This window comes from Nonomuraea wenchangensis, from assembly GCF_900111685.1.
Lineage (GTDB): Bacteria > Actinomycetota > Actinomycetes > Streptosporangiales > Streptosporangiaceae > Nonomuraea > Nonomuraea wenchangensis.
This window is the reverse complement of sequence record NZ_FOHX01000002.1, coordinates 807931-823001: the sequence shown is the minus strand read 5'-3', so window position 1 is coordinate 823001 and position 15071 is coordinate 807931. Positions and strand designations below refer to the sequence as shown.

Here is a 15071-nt window from a genome sequence, read left to right as displayed (position 1 = left end):
GGGGTTGCATGTCAGACAAGACCACCATCGGCGTGGGCATGATCGGGTACGCGTTCATGGGCCGCGTCCACTCCCAGGCCTGGCGGAGCGTGGGGGCCTTCTTCGACCTGCCGCTGACGCCGCGCATGGCGGCGATCTGCGGCCGGTCGAAGGAGCGCACCGAGGCGGCCGCCGCGCAGCTCGGCTGGGCGGCCGCCGAGACCGACTGGCGCGCGCTGATCGAGCGGGACGACGTGCAGATCGTCGACATCTGCACGCCGGGTGACTCGCACGCCGAGATCGCCGTGGCCGCGCTCGCCGCCGGCAAGCACGTGCTCTGCGAGAAGCCGCTGGCCAACACCGTCGCCGAGGCGGAGGCGATGGTGCGGGCCGCCGCCGCCGCGCCGTCCTCGGTCAAGAGCATGGTGGCCTTCAACTACCGGCGGGTTCCCGCGCTCGCGCTGGCCCGCCGGTACGTCGAGGAGGGCCGGCTCGGCGAGATCCGGCACGTACGCGCCCAATACCTCCAGGACTGGATCGTCGATCCCGAGTTCCCGCTGGTGTGGCGGCTGCAGAAGGACAAGGCGGGCGCGGGCGCGCTCGGCGACATCGGCTCGCACATCGTGGACGCCGCCGAGTACGTCACCGGCCAGCAGGTCGTCGGCGTCTCGGGACTGACCGAGACCTTCGTCAAGCAACGGCCGCTGGCGGGCGAGTCGGCGGGGCTCGGCGCGTCGCGGGCCGAGTCGACCGGCGAGGTCACGGTCGACGACGCCGCGCTGTTCATCGGCCGGATGTCGGGCGGGGCGCTCGCCTCGTTCGAGGCCACCAGGTTCGCCACCGGGCGCAAGAACGCCATGCGCATCGAGATCAACGGCAGCCTCGGCAGCCTCGCCTTCGACTTCGAGTCGATGAACGAGCTGTGGGTCTCCGAGGGCGGCAGCGGGTTCCAGCGCATCCTGGTCACCGAGCCCGACCACCCGTACGCCGGCGCCTGGTGGCCGCCCGGCCACGGCCTCGGCTACGAGCACACCTTCACCCACGAGATCAAGGACTTCCTGGAGGCCGTCGCCACCGGCGCCGACCCGTCGCCCTCCTTCGCCGACGGGCTGCGGGTGCAGCGGGTGCTGGAGGCGGTCGAGCGCAGCGCGGCCGACGGCGGCCGTTACACGAACGTGGAGGATTGACGATGACCCGACCAGTCACGCTGTTCACCGGGCAGTGGGCGGACCTGCCGTTCGAGGAGGTGTGCCGGCTCGCGGCCGAGTGGGGCTACGACGGGCTGGAGATCGCCTGCTCGGGCGACCACTTCGAGGTGGACAAGGCGATCGCCGACCCGTCGTACGTCGAGCAGAAGCGCGCCCAGCTCGACAAGCACGGCCTGAAGGTGTGGACGATCTCCAACCACCTGGTGGGCCAGGCCGTCTGCGACAACCCGATCGACGAGCGGCACAAGGGCATCCTGCCGGCCCGCATCTGGGGCGAGGGCGACCCCGAGTCGGTGCGCCAGGCGGCGGCCGAGGAGATGAAGGACACGGCGCGGGCCGCCGCGCTGCTCGGCGTGGACACGGTGGTGGGTTTCACCGGCTCGTCCATCTGGCACACGGTCGCGATGTTCCCGCCGGTGCCGGCCTCGGTGATCGACGCCGGCTACCAGGACTTCGCCGACCGCTGGAACCCCATCCTCGACGTCTTCGACGAGGTCGGGGTGCGCTTCGCCCACGAGGTGCACCCGAGCGAGATCGCCTACGACTACTACACGACGGTGCGGGCGCTGGAGGCGGTCGGCAACCGGCCGGCGTTCGGGCTCAACTGGGACCCGTCGCACATGGTGTGGCAGGACATCGACCCGGTGAACTTCATCCTCGACTTCAAGGACCGCATCTACCACGTCGACTGCAAGGACACCCGGATGCGCGTCGGCGACGGTCGTCGCGGCCGGCTGTCGTCGCACCTGGCCTGGGCCGACATGCGGCGCGGCTGGGACTTCGTCTCGACCGGGCGCGGTGACGTGCCCTGGGAGGACTGTTTCCGGGCGCTCAACGCGATCGGCTACGACGGGCCGATCTCCGTCGAGTGGGAGGACGCCGGCATGGACCGGCTGGACGGTGCGCGGGAGGCGGTGGGCTACATCCGTACGCTCAACTCGATCACGCCGCCGGCCACCGCCTTCGACGCGGCCTTCTCGACCGATTGACGCGTTCGGTCCCGCCGGCGCGCTCCGGCGGGACCGTACGTCGGTCCGTCAGTCGACCAGGACGATCTGGCGCAGCACCTCGCCGCCGCGCAGCGCCGCGACGGCGTCGTTGAGGTCGGTGAGCCGGATCCTGGCGCTGATCATCGAGTCGAGGTCCAGCTTGCCGGCCTGGTAGAGCTTGGCGAAGTACGGGAAGTCGTGCCGCACGTCGGACTCGCCGTACAGGCTGGAGTGCAGGTGCTTGCCCTCGAAGAGCAGGCTGAAGGCCGAGACCGACCACATGTCGTCCATCGCGCCCGCGCCGACCACGATGACGTCGCCGCCGCGCCGGGTGATCTGCCAGGCGGTCTGTACGGTGGCGGCCTTGCCGACGACCTCGAAGCCGTAGTCGAAGCCGACGCCGCCGGTCAGCTCGTTGATCGCGTCGGGCACCTGGTCGGGCGTCACGGCGTGGGTGGCGCCGACCTTCTTGGCCAGCTCGTGCTTGGACGCCAGCGGGTCCACGGCGAGGATCGTCCTGGCCCCGGAGACGCGGGCGCCCTGGATGACCGACAGGCCGACGCCGCCGCAGCCGATCACCGCGACGGTGGAGCCGGGGCGCACCTTGGCGGTGTTGATCGCGGCGCCCACGCCGGTCGTGATGCCGCAGCCGATGAGGGCCGCCGCCTCCCACGACACCTCCGGGTCGATCTTGATGGCGCCCTGCCAGGGCACGATGATCTCCTCGGCCCAGGTGCCGCAGCCCGCCATCCCGAACGCCGTCGTGTCGCCGCCCAGCCGGAACCGGCCGTTGCTGAACGACTCGATCATGAACTTGGTGCACAGGTAGGGCTGGCCGCCCAGGCACAGGTCGCAGGCGTGGCAGGCGGGCGACCAGTTGATGACGACGTGGTCGCCGGGCTGGAGGTTGTCGACGTGCTCGCCCACTTCGACCACCTCGCCCGCCCCCTCGTGGCCGGGGATGAGCGGCACGGGCTGCGGCAGCACCCCGGACATGGCGGACAGGTCCGAATGGCAGACGCCGGTGGCCTTGATCCGCACGCGCACGTCCGACGGGCCCATGGGCGCCAGCGTCACGTCGTCGCGGATCTCCAGCTTGTCGTTGCCTACGGCGGTCAGGATTGCGGCACGCATGGGGCGTTCCTCCTCGGCGGTGGACCTATTCCTCGATGGAGAGGGCGGCTTTGGGGCAGGAGCGGACCGCGTGGCGGACGCGGTCGTGCAGCTCGGGGGGTGGCTCGGGAATCAGGATGTGGAGCTGGTCGTCGTCGTCGACGTCGAAGACCTCCGGCGCGAGACCCATGCACACGGCGTTGGCCTCGCAGACCAGCTCGTCCACCTTCACCTTCATGAAAGCCTCCTGTGGTCCCATGAGACCACCTTGGTGCGTTCGACGACGTACGCGATCCGCTTGCGGCCGGTCTGCTCGACGTACGGGCGCAGCAGCTCGTCGGCGACCCCGGGGGTCATGCGGCGGGCGACGAGCATGCCGATGTCCATGATGCGGTCGGGGTCGTCGATCCGCTCGGCCTTGCCGTACAGCAGGACGCCGCGGAGCTCGGCGTAGTCGTCGCCGGCCTCGATGAGACAGCTCACGCGGGGGTCGCGGGCCAGGTTGCGGGCCTTCTGGGCCTTGCCGTAGGTCCAGAAGGCGATGCGGCCGTCGTCGAGGCCGTAGAACATGGTCACCAGGTGGGGCGTGCCGTCGGGGTTGATCGTCGCGAGCTGCAGCTTGCGCGAGCCCTCCAGGAGGGCGGCCACTTCCTCGTCCGACATCGCGATGCGAGCGCGCTGATTCACGTGGCCAGTAGAACAGGTTCCAGAAGTGGGCTGCAAGAGGCTCCTGGAATGTTGTTCGGTTCGGCTAGGGTGGCCTTCCATGTCGATGCCGCCTGAGCTGCTCCACGCAGCCAAGCACGCCAAGGGGTTCATGCCGCTCGCCGAAGGGCTGGCCCTGTACGAAGCGGCCCGTCAGTACGCCGCGCTCGGCCCGATCTGCGAGATCGGCACCTACTGCGGCAAGTCCGCCGTCTACCTCGGCGCCGCCGCCCGCGAGAGCGGCTCCGTCGTCGTCACGGTCGACCACCACCGAGGCTCGGAGGAGATCCAGCCCGGCTGGGCCCACCACGACCCCACCCTCGTGGACCCGCGCTTCGGCAAGATGGACTCCCTGCCGACCTTCCGCGCCACGATCGCCGCCGCCGGCCTGGAGGAGGAGGTGATCGCGGTCGTCGGCCGCTCCGAGCGCGTGGCCGCCCTGTGGAACACCCCGCTCGGCATGCTGTTCATCGACGGCGGCCACTCCGAGGAGCCGGTCACCCGCGACTACGAGGGCTGGGCGCCGCACGTCCTGCCGGGCGGGGCGCTGGTCTTCCACGACATCTATCCCGACCCTGCCGACGGTGGTCAGGCGCCCTACCGGGTCTACCTACGGGCGCTGGAGTCCGGAGCGTTCCGGGAGGTGTCCGTGGAGGGCTCGCTGCGCGTGCTGGAGCGCGTCGGGCCCGGCATCTGACCTCACCGCACGGCGCGGGCCCGTCCGGGTCCGCTCAGGCGCTCTGGCGGCGCCGGGTGCGGGTCCACGAGTGGCGGATCCGCGCCTGCCAGCCGCGGAAGTCGTCGTGGGTGCGGGCCTCGTGGCCGAGCTCGATGAGCGCCTGGTCGGTCCAGGACGCCGCCTCCTCGGCGTCGGCGCCCGCGAGGACGGCCGCCGCCTGCCCCGTGTGGTCGGGCAGCGTGCCCGAGCACAGCCGGGCGGCCACCGCGAGGGCGCACCCCTGTGCCAGATGGGCGCGGAAGCCGTCGGCCGAGGCGTGCTCGGCCAGCCAGCGCAGCTCCTCGGGCTCGGCCCCGCCCGTGTACGCCGCCGCGAACCCCGCCCCGCTCCACAGGTCCGCCCGCCGTACGGCGGGGAAGCCCGCGATCCTGGCCGCCACGTCGTCGGGCGCGGCACAGTCGTGGTACCACAGCAGCCGCCCCAGCCCCTGGTCGAAGGCCGCGCAGTGGGCCCGGGTCAGCAGGTCGGGCATGACCCGCTCGCCCACCAGCCGGTCGGTCCTGGCGAGGGAGCGCTGGAAGCCGAAGCCGTCCACCGCCAGCCAGCGCAGCAGCGGATGGGCCTGGCGCGCGCCGCGTACCGGCCGCAGCCGCAGCAGCGCGTAGCCGCGCCCGGCCCCCAGGTAGGCGGCGTGGCGGTGGTGCCGGGCGGGGCCGGCGAGCAGCTCATGAAGGCGCCGGCCCCGGGAGAGCGTGAGCAGGTCGAGTACGGTGCAGGCGGCAGCCGCCCCCTCGTAGCCGAAGGGCCGCCGGTCCGCGGGAACCTCCTCGACCTTCTCCACTTCTTTCGACATCACCGCATTGAAGCCGAAAATGTATGACTTCTCGGCTTCCGAGAAGACCGTCCGAGCCGGTCCGGGTCTAAGCCGGAATCTCCGCCGGCTCAGATCGGACTCCAGTGGATCCTTGGTCAGGAACCTCCGCAGTCTCTTCGCCGGCGTCAGTGTCGGCTCGATCCCGGCCTGGTCCAAGAACGAAGTTGTGCCCGTGTCGCCCACGCTTCCCCCGAAGACGCCTCGTACGGCCACTCACGAAGCTAGTAACCCCAATGCGGCCCTCACCGGCGGCGCACCGGGCGTCCGGGGCAAAGAAGCGGCAAAAGCGCTTGCCTAGGGGGTCTCCCGCTCGGCCGCCTGCGGGGGCACGCGGATGCCGGCCGCGCAGCCGCACACGTCGGGATCGAACGTCGCCGTACGCTCCACGTCGCGGAACAGCCCGGAGCCGGGGGAGAGCTCCATGAGCGCGTCGGCCGCGAGGACCACCGCCGCCGCCGTGTAACCGGAGCGCTCGTGCGGGAAGTGCTTGCGGTTCACGAACTGCCAGCCCGTCCAGTACGAGCCGTCCTCGTGCCGCAGGTGCTGCATGTCGGAGAAGAGCCGCGCGGCCCGCTCGCGGTCACCGAGCGCGTCCAGCGCCAGCACCAGCTCGCACGTCTCGGCCCCGGTCACCCACGGCTGGTCGGAGACGCACCGGATGCCGAGCCCCGGCACCACGAACGTCGCCCACTCCCGCTCCAGCAGCTCGAACGCCTCCTGCCCGCGCACCGCGCCGCCCAGCACCGGGTAGTACCAGTCCATCGAGAACCGGCTCTTGTCGGCGAACGCCTCGGGATGCGCGCCCAGCACGTGCGCCAGCCGGTCGGCGGCCAGCTCCCAGTGCGGTTGCGGATCGCCCAGGAGGTCGCCGAGCAGCACCCCGCAGCGCAGCCCCTGGTGGATGGAGGAGCAGCCGGTGAGCAGCGCGTACGACGAGGGCCTGCCCCGCGCGTCACGCTCCCAGACGATCTCGCCGCGCTCGGTCTGCAGCCCCGCCACGTAGTCGAGCGCGGCCTTGACCATGGGCCAGGACTCCTCGGTGAAGGCGCGGTCGCCCGTGACGAGGTGGTGGTGCCAGACGCCGGCCGCGACGTAGGCGGCGTGGTTGGTCTCGCCGCCCAGCTCCACGCCGGCGCCGTCCATCATCTTCATCGGCCAGGAGCCGTCGGCGCGCTGGTGGCGGGCCAGGTAGGCGTAGCCGCGGCGTACCGGCTCGGCGAGGCCCGCGACCGTCATCGCCATCAGGCACTCGACGTGGTTCCAGGCGTCCACGTGCCCCTCGGGCCACGGGACGCCGCCGTCCTCCTGCTGCAGCGCGGCGATGCTCTCGGCCGTCCGCACGACCTCCGCTCGGGAGATCATGGCTTCTTTACGTAGAGGACCACGCTCTTGCCGATGATCGGGTTGAGCACGGCCTCGGCGATCTGGGTGACGGCAGGGCGCTTCATGATGTCCCAGACCAGCAGCTCGTGGTACGCCTTCGCGAGCGGGTGGTCGTCGTTGTCGACGCCGACCGCGCACTTGATCCACCAGTAGGGGGAGTGCAGCCCGTGCGCGTGGTGGTGCGGGCCGATCTCGAAGCCGGTGGACTTGAGCTTGGCCGACAGCTCGGCGAGCGTGTAGATGCGTACGTGGCCGCCCGGCGCCGTGTGGTATGCCTCGTCCAGCGCCCAGCAGATGCGCTCGGGCAGGAAGCTCGGCACGGTGATCGCGGCGGTGCCGCCCGGCCTGAGCACGCGGAAGATCTCGGCCATGGCCGCCATGTCGTCGGGGATGTGCTCCAGCACCTCGGCCGCGATGACCCGGTCGAAGCTGCCGTCCTCGAACGGCATGTCCAGCGCCGTGCCCTGGACGGTACGGCCGCTCGCGTCCGGCGGCACCTCGCCCGCCTTGTCCATCGCCGCGAACATGTTCGCCACGTTGTCCAGCTCCGCCTGGTCCATGTCGAAGGCGATCACGTCCGCCCCGCGACGTAGCACCTCGAAGGCGTGCCGGCCGCCGCCGCAGCCCAGGTCGAGCACGCGCACGCCGGGGCCGACGGGCAGCCGGGCGAAGTCCACGGTCAGCACTGGTGGTCTCTCCTCGCGATCAGTGTCGGGGGTGGGGGTCAGGGGCGGTGTGCGGCGATGGCCTCGTGGTACGCCTCGACCGTGCGCTTGGCCACGACGTGCCAGGTGTAGCGCTCCATGACGCGGTCGTAGCCCGCCCTGCCCACGCGCTCGCGCTCCTCGGGGGAGTCGTGCAGGCGGCGCAGCGCGGCGGCCAGCTCCTCGGGGTCGCCGGGCGGCACCTGTACGGCCGCGTCGCCGACGACCTCGGGCAGCGCCCCGGTGCGGCTGGCGATCAGCGGCGTGCCGCAGGCCATGTGCTCGACGGCGGGCAGCGAGAAGCCCTCGTACAGCGACGGCACGACCGAGATCTCCGAGGTGGCGATCAGCTCGCCCAGCTCGTCGTCGGAGATGCCGTGCACGAAGCGGACCCGCTCCTGCAGCGACAGCTCCTGGACGAGCTGCTCGGTGGGGCCGCCGGGCGTGGGCTTGCTGACCACGGTGAGGTTGACGTCGCGCTCGGTGGAGAGCTTGGCGACCGCCCGCAGCAGTGTGGCCACGCCCTTCATGGGGGAGTCGGCGCTCGCCACGGCCACGATCGAGCCCTTGCGCTTCGGCTTGTCCGGGCGCGGGTGGAAGTAGCGGGTGTCCACGCCGAGCGGGATCAGCCGCAGGTTGGCCTGGGGGACGTTGAAGTCGCGGTGGATGTCGGCGAGCGAGGACTCACTGACGGTCAGGATCGGGCTGAGGCGGGGCGCGACGCGCGACTGCATCTTCACGAAGCCGTACCAGCGGCGCATCGTGAGCTTCTTCACACCCTGGGCGGCCTCCAGCTCGATGCGGCGGTCCACGCTGATGGGGTGGTGGATGGTGCCGACCACCGGGAAGAGCTTCTGGATGCCGAGCAGGCCGTAGCCGAGGGTCTGGTTGTCCTGGACCACGTCGAAGTCGCCGACCCGCTTCTTCAGCTCGCGCAGGGCGCGCAGCGTGAACGTCAGCGGCTCGGGGAACCCGGCGGTCCACATCGTGCCGACTTCCAGCAGGTCGATCCAGTCGCGGTACTCGTGCAGCTTGGGGGTGCGGAACGGGTCCTCGTCGCGGTAGAGGTCGAGGCTGGGCACCTCGCGCAGGATGACGCCCTCGTCCAGCTCGGGGTAGGGCGGGCCGGAGAACACCTCGACGTGGTGTCCGAGCGCGACCAGCTCGCGGCTCAGGTGGCGGAGGTAGACACCCTGACCTCCACAGGTGGGCTTGCTGCGGTAGGACAGCAGCGCGATCCGCAGCGTTCGCTCCCGCACGGACACCCCTTTCTCCGCCGGTAGGCGCCTGAGATCATTGAATGTGACCTTAGCCCGAGAAGGCTACCATTCGGTAGGTCACCGAGAATTGCTCACATTCGTCCCCGCAGGCCGTGCGACATGCGACGTTGCGGTAACCGAACGTGGTTCTGTGGAACAGGTTCTAGGTCGGGCTGCTGCTCTTTCCCGGTGCATAGCTGTACATTCCGTCCCAGTGGGATTGCGTGACGCGAAGTTGGAGGACCCTTGGCCAGGCGCGCTCTGATCACCGGCATCACCGGCCAGGACGGTTCCTATCTGGCGGAGCACCTGCTGGAGCAGGGGTACGAGGTCTGGGGCCTCGCCCGCGGGCAGGCCAACCCGCGCGTCTCCCGCGTGCGCAGACTGCTGTCGGACGTCCAGGTCGTCCGCGGCGACCTCCTCGACCAGGGATCGCTCATCTCCGCCGTCGAGCGGGTCCAGCCCGACGAGGTCTACAACCTGGGGGCCATCTCGTTCGTGCCGATGTCCTGGGAGCAGGCCGAGCTCACGGCCGAGGTCACCGGGATGGGCGTGCTGCGCGTGCTGGAGGCGATCCGGGTGTGCTCGGGCGTCTCGCGCGGCGGCGGCTCGGCGGGCTCCGGGCAGATCCGCTTCTACCAGGCGTCGTCCTCCGAGATGTTCGGCCAGGTCAGCGAGACCCCGCAGAACGAGCGCACCTCCTTCCACCCGCGGTCGCCGTACGGCGTGGCCAAGGCGTACGGGCACTTCCTCACGCAGAACTACCGCGAGTCGTACGGCATGTTCGCCGTCTCCGGCATCCTGTTCAACCACGAGTCGCCGCGGCGCGGTGCCGAGTTCGTCACCAGGAAGGTCTCGCTCGGCGTGGCCAGGATCAAGCTCGGGCTCGCCTCCGAGCTGCGGCTCGGCAACCTGGAGGCCAGGCGCGACTGGGGGTACGCCGGCGACTACGTCAGGGCCATGCACCTCATGCTGCAGGCCGACAGACCCGAGGACTACGTCATCGGCACCGGGCGGATGAAGTCGGTGCGCGAGCTGGCCGAGGCCGCCTTCACCGCCGCCGGGCTCGACTGGGAGCGGTACGTCGTCACCGACCAGACGCTGCACCGGCCGGCCGAGGTGGACCTGCTGTGCGCCGACCCGAAGAAGGCGCGCAACCAGCTCGGCTGGGAGCCGACGGTGTCGTTCGACGAGCTGGTGGCCATGATGGTCGAGGCCGACATGAAGCTGCTCACCGACGGCGGCGACCCCGACCAGGAAGGCTCCTGGCCCTAGGAGCATGCGGCCTCCCGGTAGGCGCCGGGGGTGAGCCCGAAACAGCGGACGAACCAGCGGGTCAGGTGGCTCTGGTCGGCGAAGCCCGTGGCCGCCGCCGCCTCGCCGATGGGGACGCCGTCCGCGATCAGAGTGCGGGCGCGGCGCAGCCGGAGCAGGCGCTGGTAGTCGCTGGGCGGCAGGCCGTAGCGCGCCACGAAGGCCCGGTACACCGCGAACCTGCTGCCGCCCGTCGCCCGCGCCAGCTCCTCGGCGGTCGGGTCGTCGAGCAGGTGGTCCTCCAGGAACCGGCGCGCCCGCGCCGCGGTTGCCGCTGACGTCCCGCGGGCCATCGGCGGGTCCGGCGGTGCCTGTGTCGCCGCCGCCCTGACCAGGTGGGCGACCGTGCCGGCGAGCAGTTCGTCCCTGCGCAGAGCCGTCGCGGCCGGGTCCAGGAGCGCCCGGTGGAAGGCGCGTAGCGCGCCCGCCGCCGCCGCGTCCGCCACCAGCGGGGCGGCGAACAGGGGGAGCGGCGACCGGCTGCCCGTCGCGTCCGCCAGCGCCTCCGTCACCAGTTCAGGCCCGATGTGCACGATCCGGTAGGTGAAGCCGAGCGCGTCGGCGGCGTGGCCGTCGTGCGGGTCGTCCGGGTTGAACGCCATCACCATGCCGGCCGCGCTCGTGTGCGCCGCCCCGCGGCAGGTGAACGCCTGGGCACCGGTCTCCGTCACGCCGAAGGAGTAGGTGTCGTGGCTGTGGCGGTGGTAGACGTGCCGTTCGAAGTGGGCGTGCATGGCCTCCAGCGGCCGTCGCCCGGCCCGCCAGTACCGCGCCCAGTCCCCTCCCACGCCTCCCATTCTTCCTCGCGCCCCCCATTGACAAAGAGCATTTTTACGTAAAGGATGTTTTTTGCGATGAGAGACATCCTGTACCTGGAAGCCATCGAGCAGGCCGAGGCGCTGCTCAAGCCGCAACGCGTCGAGGTGCTGCGGCAACTCGCCGAGCCTCGCACCTGCTCGGAGGTCGCCGCAGTCCTGGGCCAGACGCCGCAGCGCGTCTACTACCACGTGAAACGCCTCGTCGAGGCGGGCCTCGTGGACCAGGTCGCCGAGCGCAAGGTCCGGGGGATCTCCGAGGGGATCTACCAGGCCGGCGCGCGGTCGTACTGGCTGTCGCCACGTCTGGTCGGCCGCATCGGCGGCCTGCGCCGGGCCAGCGACGAGCTCAGCCTCGGCTACCTCCTGGATCTCATGGAGGAGGTGCAGGAGGACATCGCGGCGCTCGACCGCACCGCGCCCGAGCTGCCCTCCGTCGGCCTGTCCGGCGAGATCCACCTACGGACCGAGCAGCGCCAGCAGTTCCTCACCGAGCTGCAGACGATGCTCCAGGACCTGTTCACCCGCTACGGCGGCGCCGAGGGCGACGCCTTCAAACTCGCCGTGGCCTGCTACCCGAAGACCGACGACCGTCGAGGAGACGCTGACGATGACCGACGAACCGCAGACGCCTGAGCCCGCCGCCCCCATGATGCTGCGCGCCCGCGTCCCGGCCCCGATCGCGCGGGTCCGCGAGGCGCTGACCGACCCCGCCGAGCTGCGCGTCTGGCTGGCCGAGCAGGCCGAGGTGGACCTGCCCGCCGGACGCTACGCCTTCTGGGGTCCCAGCACCCCCGAGGGCGACGCGCCGCACCAGCGTTTACTGCACGCCGACGACCGTACCGTGCGCTTCGCGTGGGTCCTCGACGGTGAGGAGACCACCACCGAGTTCGCGCTTGAGCCCGACGGCCCGGTCGCCACGTTCCTCACGGTGTCCCAGAGCCACTTCGACTTCCAGGACGTCATCACGGGCAAGAGCATCCGGGGCGTGCTGCAGACGTACTGGTGCCTGGCCATCGCCAACCTGGCCGAGCACCTGGAGGGGCGCGAGCTGACGCCGCGGGTCGACTTCACCTCGTCCGAGCTGCGCGCCGAGACCGTCGTGGACGCCCCGGCGGCGGACGTGTTCGCCTCGCTGATCGACAGCGACGCCGTGACGAAGTGGTTCGGGTACCCGATCGAGATCGAGCCGTACGTGGGCGGGCGCTTCGCCATGGGCGGCCTGGACAACGACCCGAGCCCGGCCAAGGTGCTGGAGCTGGTGCCCGGGCGCACGTTCTCGCTCGACTGGGGCGACGGCGGCGTCGGGACGTGGGAGCTGGAGGGCAGCGGCGGGCGTACGCGGCTGACGCTGATGCAGAGCGGCTTCGACGCCGAGCGGCCGCCGTACGCGGCGTGGGGCGGCATCGTGGCGGGGCTGGCGGAGCTGCGCCGCTACCACGAGGTGCCGGACTGGCGTCCGATCCTGGAGTCGGCGTAGGGGCTCGGGCGCACGAGCGTACAAGACGGGTGGCCCGTGGACGGGGATGCTCATGGGCCATGCGTTTCGATACGAAGATCGCCATCGTGGTACGCGACGACCTGGCCGTCTGGCAGCGCCTCAACGTGACCGCCTTCCTCGCGAGCGCGGTGGCGGGCGGGGTGCCGGAGACCATGGGGGAGCCGTACGGGGACGGGTCGGGCGTCGCGTACCTGCCGATGTTCCGCCAGCCGGTGCTCGTGTACGAGGGCGGGCCGGCGCAACTGCGCGGGATTCGTGAGAAGGCGATCGGGCGGGGGATGGACGTGGCCGTCTACATCGAGGAGATGTTCAAGACGGGCCACGACGCGGACAACCGGGCGACGGTGCGGGCCGTGGCGAGCGACGAGTTGCTGCTGGTCGGCCTGGCCGTCCACGGCCCCCGCAACGCTCTCGACAAAACCCTGAAGGGCCTCACCCTGCACCCCTGACCCCGCCGGTTATCCCCAGAACCCCGCTCGGCCGCCCGCCCGCAAGCCGCCATCACCATCCTGACCACATGACCCACCCCCACGAGGCCCCACCCAGACCCGCCGAAGACCCGCTGATCGACCGGACCCGCCAAATCACCCGATCCATCCCACAAGCCACCGCCTGCCGCCGAACCGCCGCCCACATCTGGGACCTCGACGTCCTCCCCTCCCACACCGGCGACGACTGGCCAGTCGAATTGATCGCCCCCGGCCACCTCACCATCCCCGGCTGCGTGACCTACCTGGCGCCGCTGCCCGAAGCCGACATCACCACGCACAAGGGCGTCCGCCTCACCACCATGGAACGTACGGCCCTCGACTGCGCCCGCTACCTCCCCCGCATGGAGGCGGTGGCGATCCTCGACCGGTTCGCCCGCAAGGGGCTCGACCTGGAGGCGCTGTGGCACCGCCCGCTCAACTCCTGGCAGTTGCGCGACACCCTCAGCCTCGCCGACCGGGGAGCCGCCTCCCCTCGGGAGAGCTGGCTCCGCGTGATCCTCATCGAGGGCGGCCTCCCCAGGCCCTCCACCCAGATCAGAGTCGACCTGGGCGACGACCACCACGCCTACCTCGACCTGGGCTGGGAGGCGTACAAGGTCGCCGTCGAGTACGACGGCCAGGAACACCACACCTCACCCGCCGACCGCCAACGCGACACCGATCGCCGCGAGGAGCTCCGCCGGCGCGGCTGGCGCGTGATCGCCGTACGCCGTGACGTCATCCCCGGCCAGATCGCCGACCTCCTCCACCACGTCGCGAACGCCCTGATCGAACGCGGCTGGCGCCCCGGCCCGGAGACCACGACCCGCATCCTCCGCAACATCCGCGCCGCCCGCCGCCGCCCCCACTACCGCACCTCCCGGGGAGGCAGCCGCCGCCGCCCTGACCCCGACAACGACTGGACATCCTGGTAACGACAGGGACGGGGAACGCGAGTCCGCAACGGGCCCATGTACGTATGGACCCACACACCTTCTGTAGAGATCAAGGACATGCGGGAGGGCCTACCCCGGAAGGCAGGCCCTCTCGTGACCGCTCAAAAGTCGAATTCGCCCCTGGACATGCCGTCCTTGAAAGCGGCCCACTCCGACGCAGTGAAGACCAGGGCAGGCCCGCTGCGATCCTTGCTGTCCCTCACGGCCACGCGCCCGCCATCGAGAGGGGCGACCTCTACACAGTCTCCACCGGTTCCGCCGCTGGCCGTGGCTTTGCGCCAAGCAGCAGAAGCGAGCTCTTCTTCAGGCGTCATACTCCATCACTCTCCGGATGATCTTCTCGGTCTCGTAGGTGGGTTGCGCCAGGCCAGACAGAAACTCCCACCGCTCAGACAGCTTTTGGACCATGCCCACGTCGTGGGTGACCTCTCCGCTCTCGGCGCTCTCAAGGAAAGCCGCGTGGGTGTCGCCGTCCTGTGCGATCACGAACGGTGCGATCAAACCCGCCGTCGCTCCTGATGACAGAGGGATGATCCGCACCGTAACCCATGGCCGGGTCATCATGTCCACCAGATAGGTGAGCTGCGCCCTCATCACCCCGCGACCGCCGATCTGCCGGATCAAGACGCTCTCGTCCAGGATGAAGGAAACCCCGGGAGGATTTTGTCGGTCGAGAATCGCCTGACGTTGGAGTCGCGCCTTGACGGCCTTCTCCACCTCGCCCGGCATAGCGCCCGGCTCTCCTTGGAAGATTGCTCGAGCGTAGTCGGCGGTTTGGAGGAGACCCGGGATGAGCGCCAGTTGATAGGCGCGAATGACCTTGGCCGTCTGCTCGATGGCCGGCCACTTGCGGAACCACTTGGGGCTGACGTTCCTGATGATCGGGAGTAGCTCAAGCAGCTCCCCGTTGAGGCCGTACACCCTTTCCAACTGACGGGTGAAGGGCTCTGTAGGTACTCGTGTGCCTCGCTCCACGGCCCCTACCAGGCTCTCGCTGGCGGGAAGTAATGGCGCGAGACTCGCGTGAGTATGCCCCCTTGCGGTCCGATACTTAAGCATTCGTGCCCGATATTCCGTCAAAGCTGCTTTGGCGGTGTCATTCCCTTCTCCCGCCATATCACA

Annotated in this window: 18 protein-coding genes; 8 read left to right on the top strand and 10 right to left on the bottom strand. The window is 70.5% G+C overall.

Annotation, left to right across the window (positions count from 1 at the left end):
- Positions 1 to 8: 8 nt before the first annotated feature.
- On the top strand, positions 9 to 1166 hold the full coding sequence (locus BMW85_RS07930) for a Gfo/Idh/MocA family protein (RefSeq protein ID WP_091078703.1): 1158 nt from the start codon (positions 9 to 11) through the stop codon (positions 1164 to 1166).
- A 2-nt stretch (positions 1167 to 1168) separates the two neighbouring features.
- Positions 1169 to 2176, top strand: coding sequence for a sugar phosphate isomerase/epimerase family protein (locus tag BMW85_RS07925; protein WP_091078701.1), 1008 nt, complete (start codon positions 1169 to 1171; stop codon positions 2174 to 2176).
- 48 nt (positions 2177 to 2224) lie between these two features.
- Here the strand turns inward: BMW85_RS07925 and BMW85_RS07920 are convergent, their stop codons facing one another.
- Genes BMW85_RS07920 through BMW85_RS07910 form a run of 3 tightly spaced genes read right to left on the bottom strand, consistent with a single transcriptional unit; the run spans position 2225 to position 3976 of the window.
- Positions 2225 to 3310, bottom strand: a complete 1086-nt coding sequence (locus tag BMW85_RS07920; protein WP_091078698.1) for a Zn-dependent alcohol dehydrogenase — start codon at positions 3308 to 3310, stop codon at positions 2225 to 2227.
- A gap of 25 nt (positions 3311 to 3335) precedes the next feature.
- Positions 3336 to 3527, bottom strand: a complete 192-nt coding sequence (locus tag BMW85_RS07915; RefSeq protein WP_091078696.1) for a ferredoxin — start codon at positions 3525 to 3527, stop codon at positions 3336 to 3338.
- Positions 3524 to 3976: a pyridoxamine 5'-phosphate oxidase family protein gene (locus tag BMW85_RS07910; RefSeq protein ID WP_091078693.1), complete on the bottom strand. Its 453-nt coding sequence runs from the start codon at positions 3974 to 3976 to the stop codon at positions 3524 to 3526. Before BMW85_RS07910 ends, BMW85_RS07915 begins: the two co-directional genes overlap by 4 nt.
- Positions 3977 to 4055: 79 nt before the next feature.
- Between BMW85_RS07910 and BMW85_RS07905 the strand changes: the two genes are divergently transcribed.
- Positions 4056 to 4691, top strand: a complete 636-nt coding sequence (locus BMW85_RS07905) for a class I SAM-dependent methyltransferase (protein ID WP_091078692.1) — start codon at positions 4056 to 4058, stop codon at positions 4689 to 4691.
- 34 nt (positions 4692 to 4725) lie between these two features.
- On the opposite strand, the gene BMW85_RS07900 is transcribed toward BMW85_RS07905, so the two are convergent.
- The 4 genes from BMW85_RS07900 to BMW85_RS07885 form a co-directional block, all read right to left on the bottom strand.
- On the bottom strand, positions 4726 to 5730 hold the full coding sequence (locus BMW85_RS07900) for a DUF1702 family protein (protein ID WP_245774678.1): 1005 nt from the start codon (positions 5728 to 5730) through the stop codon (positions 4726 to 4728).
- Positions 5731 to 5841: 111 nt separating this feature from the next.
- Positions 5842 to 6909, bottom strand: a complete 1068-nt coding sequence (locus BMW85_RS07895) for a prenyltransferase (protein WP_177240536.1) — start codon at positions 6907 to 6909, stop codon at positions 5842 to 5844.
- Positions 6906 to 7616, bottom strand: a complete 711-nt coding sequence (locus tag BMW85_RS07890; RefSeq protein WP_177240535.1) for a class I SAM-dependent methyltransferase — start codon at positions 7614 to 7616, stop codon at positions 6906 to 6908. Before BMW85_RS07890 ends, BMW85_RS07895 begins: the two co-directional genes overlap by 4 nt.
- Positions 7617 to 7654: 38 nt before the next feature.
- Positions 7655 to 8899, bottom strand: coding sequence for a glycosyltransferase family 4 protein (locus BMW85_RS07885; RefSeq protein WP_091078685.1), 1245 nt, complete (start codon positions 8897 to 8899; stop codon positions 7655 to 7657).
- 240 nt (positions 8900 to 9139) lie between these two features.
- On the opposite strand from BMW85_RS07885, the gene BMW85_RS07880 reads away from it, so the two are divergent.
- A complete protein-coding gene (locus tag BMW85_RS07880) occupies positions 9140 to 10168 on the top strand; it encodes a GDP-mannose 4,6-dehydratase (protein WP_091078682.1) in 1029 nt (342 codons plus the stop codon).
- Here the strand turns inward: BMW85_RS07880 and BMW85_RS07875 are convergent.
- Entirely contained in the window at positions 10165 to 11004 is an 840-nt protein-coding gene (locus tag BMW85_RS07875; protein WP_091078680.1) for an AraC family transcriptional regulator, read from the bottom strand. The genes BMW85_RS07880 and BMW85_RS07875 overlap by 4 nt on opposite strands.
- Before the next feature lie 57 nt (positions 11005 to 11061).
- Between BMW85_RS07875 and BMW85_RS07870 the strand changes: the two genes are divergently transcribed.
- The 4 genes from BMW85_RS07870 (at position 11062) to BMW85_RS07855 (ending at position 13928) form a co-directional block, all read left to right on the top strand.
- Positions 11062 to 11658 carry a winged helix-turn-helix domain-containing protein gene (locus tag BMW85_RS07870; RefSeq protein ID WP_091078678.1) on the top strand — a complete coding sequence of 199 codons (597 nt, stop codon included), beginning with the start codon at positions 11062 to 11064 and terminating at the stop codon, positions 11656 to 11658.
- The gene (locus BMW85_RS07865; RefSeq protein WP_091078675.1) at positions 11633 to 12502 is read left to right on the top strand and encodes an SRPBCC family protein; all 870 of its coding nucleotides are present in this window, start codon (positions 11633 to 11635) and stop codon (positions 12500 to 12502) included. The genes BMW85_RS07870 and BMW85_RS07865 overlap by 26 nt, the downstream gene beginning before the upstream one ends.
- Positions 12503 to 12561: 59 nt before the next feature.
- Entirely contained in the window at positions 12562 to 12972 is a 411-nt protein-coding gene (locus BMW85_RS07860) for a DUF2000 domain-containing protein (protein WP_091078673.1), read from the top strand.
- A 68-nt stretch (positions 12973 to 13040) separates the two neighbouring features.
- Entirely contained in the window at positions 13041 to 13928 is an 888-nt protein-coding gene (locus BMW85_RS07855; RefSeq protein WP_143082127.1) for a DUF559 domain-containing protein, read from the top strand.
- Positions 13929 to 14050: 122 nt separating this feature from the next.
- Here BMW85_RS07855 and BMW85_RS07850 read toward each other — a convergent pair whose 3' ends face one another.
- Together BMW85_RS07850 and BMW85_RS48160 are read right to left on the bottom strand one after the other, a co-directional pair.
- Entirely contained in the window at positions 14051 to 14263 is a 213-nt protein-coding gene (locus BMW85_RS07850; RefSeq protein WP_091078668.1) for a DUF397 domain-containing protein, read from the bottom strand.
- Complete coding sequence (locus BMW85_RS48160; protein WP_281249556.1) at positions 14253 to 15008, bottom strand: helix-turn-helix domain-containing protein; 756 nt, start codon at positions 15006 to 15008, stop codon at positions 14253 to 14255. Before BMW85_RS48160 ends, BMW85_RS07850 begins: the two co-directional genes overlap by 11 nt.
- Positions 15009 to 15071: the final 63 nt, after the last annotated feature.

Coding starts and splice junctions, on each gene's coding strand:
- BMW85_RS07870 (WP_091078678.1), top strand. CDS start 11,062: ATGAGAGACATCCTGTACCTGGAAGCCATCGAGCAGGCCGAGGCGCTG.
- BMW85_RS07925 (WP_091078701.1), top strand. CDS start 1,169: ATGACCCGACCAGTCACGCTGTTCACCGGGCAGTGGGCGGACCTGCCG.
- BMW85_RS07850 (WP_091078668.1), bottom strand. CDS start 14,263: ATGACGCCTGAAGAAGAGCTCGCTTCTGCTGCTTGGCGCAAAGCCACG.
- BMW85_RS07905 (WP_091078692.1), top strand. CDS start 4,056: ATGTCGATGCCGCCTGAGCTGCTCCACGCAGCCAAGCACGCCAAGGGG.
- BMW85_RS07930 (WP_091078703.1), top strand. CDS start 9: ATGTCAGACAAGACCACCATCGGCGTGGGCATGATCGGGTACGCGTTC.
- BMW85_RS07920 (WP_091078698.1), bottom strand. CDS start 3,310: ATGCGTGCCGCAATCCTGACCGCCGTAGGCAACGACAAGCTGGAGATC.
- BMW85_RS07895 (WP_177240536.1), bottom strand. CDS start 6,909: ATGATCTCCCGAGCGGAGGTCGTGCGGACGGCCGAGAGCATCGCCGCG.
- BMW85_RS48160 (WP_281249556.1), bottom strand. CDS start 15,008: ATGCTTAAGTATCGGACCGCAAGGGGGCATACTCACGCGAGTCTCGCG.
- BMW85_RS07855 (WP_143082127.1), top strand. CDS start 13,041: ATGACCCACCCCCACGAGGCCCCACCCAGACCCGCCGAAGACCCGCTG.
- BMW85_RS07915 (WP_091078696.1), bottom strand. CDS start 3,527: ATGAAGGTGAAGGTGGACGAGCTGGTCTGCGAGGCCAACGCCGTGTGC.
- BMW85_RS07865 (WP_091078675.1), top strand. CDS start 11,633: ATGACCGACGAACCGCAGACGCCTGAGCCCGCCGCCCCCATGATGCTG.
- BMW85_RS07875 (WP_091078680.1), bottom strand. CDS start 11,004: ATGGGAGGCGTGGGAGGGGACTGGGCGCGGTACTGGCGGGCCGGGCGA.
- BMW85_RS07860 (WP_091078673.1), top strand. CDS start 12,562: ATGCGTTTCGATACGAAGATCGCCATCGTGGTACGCGACGACCTGGCC.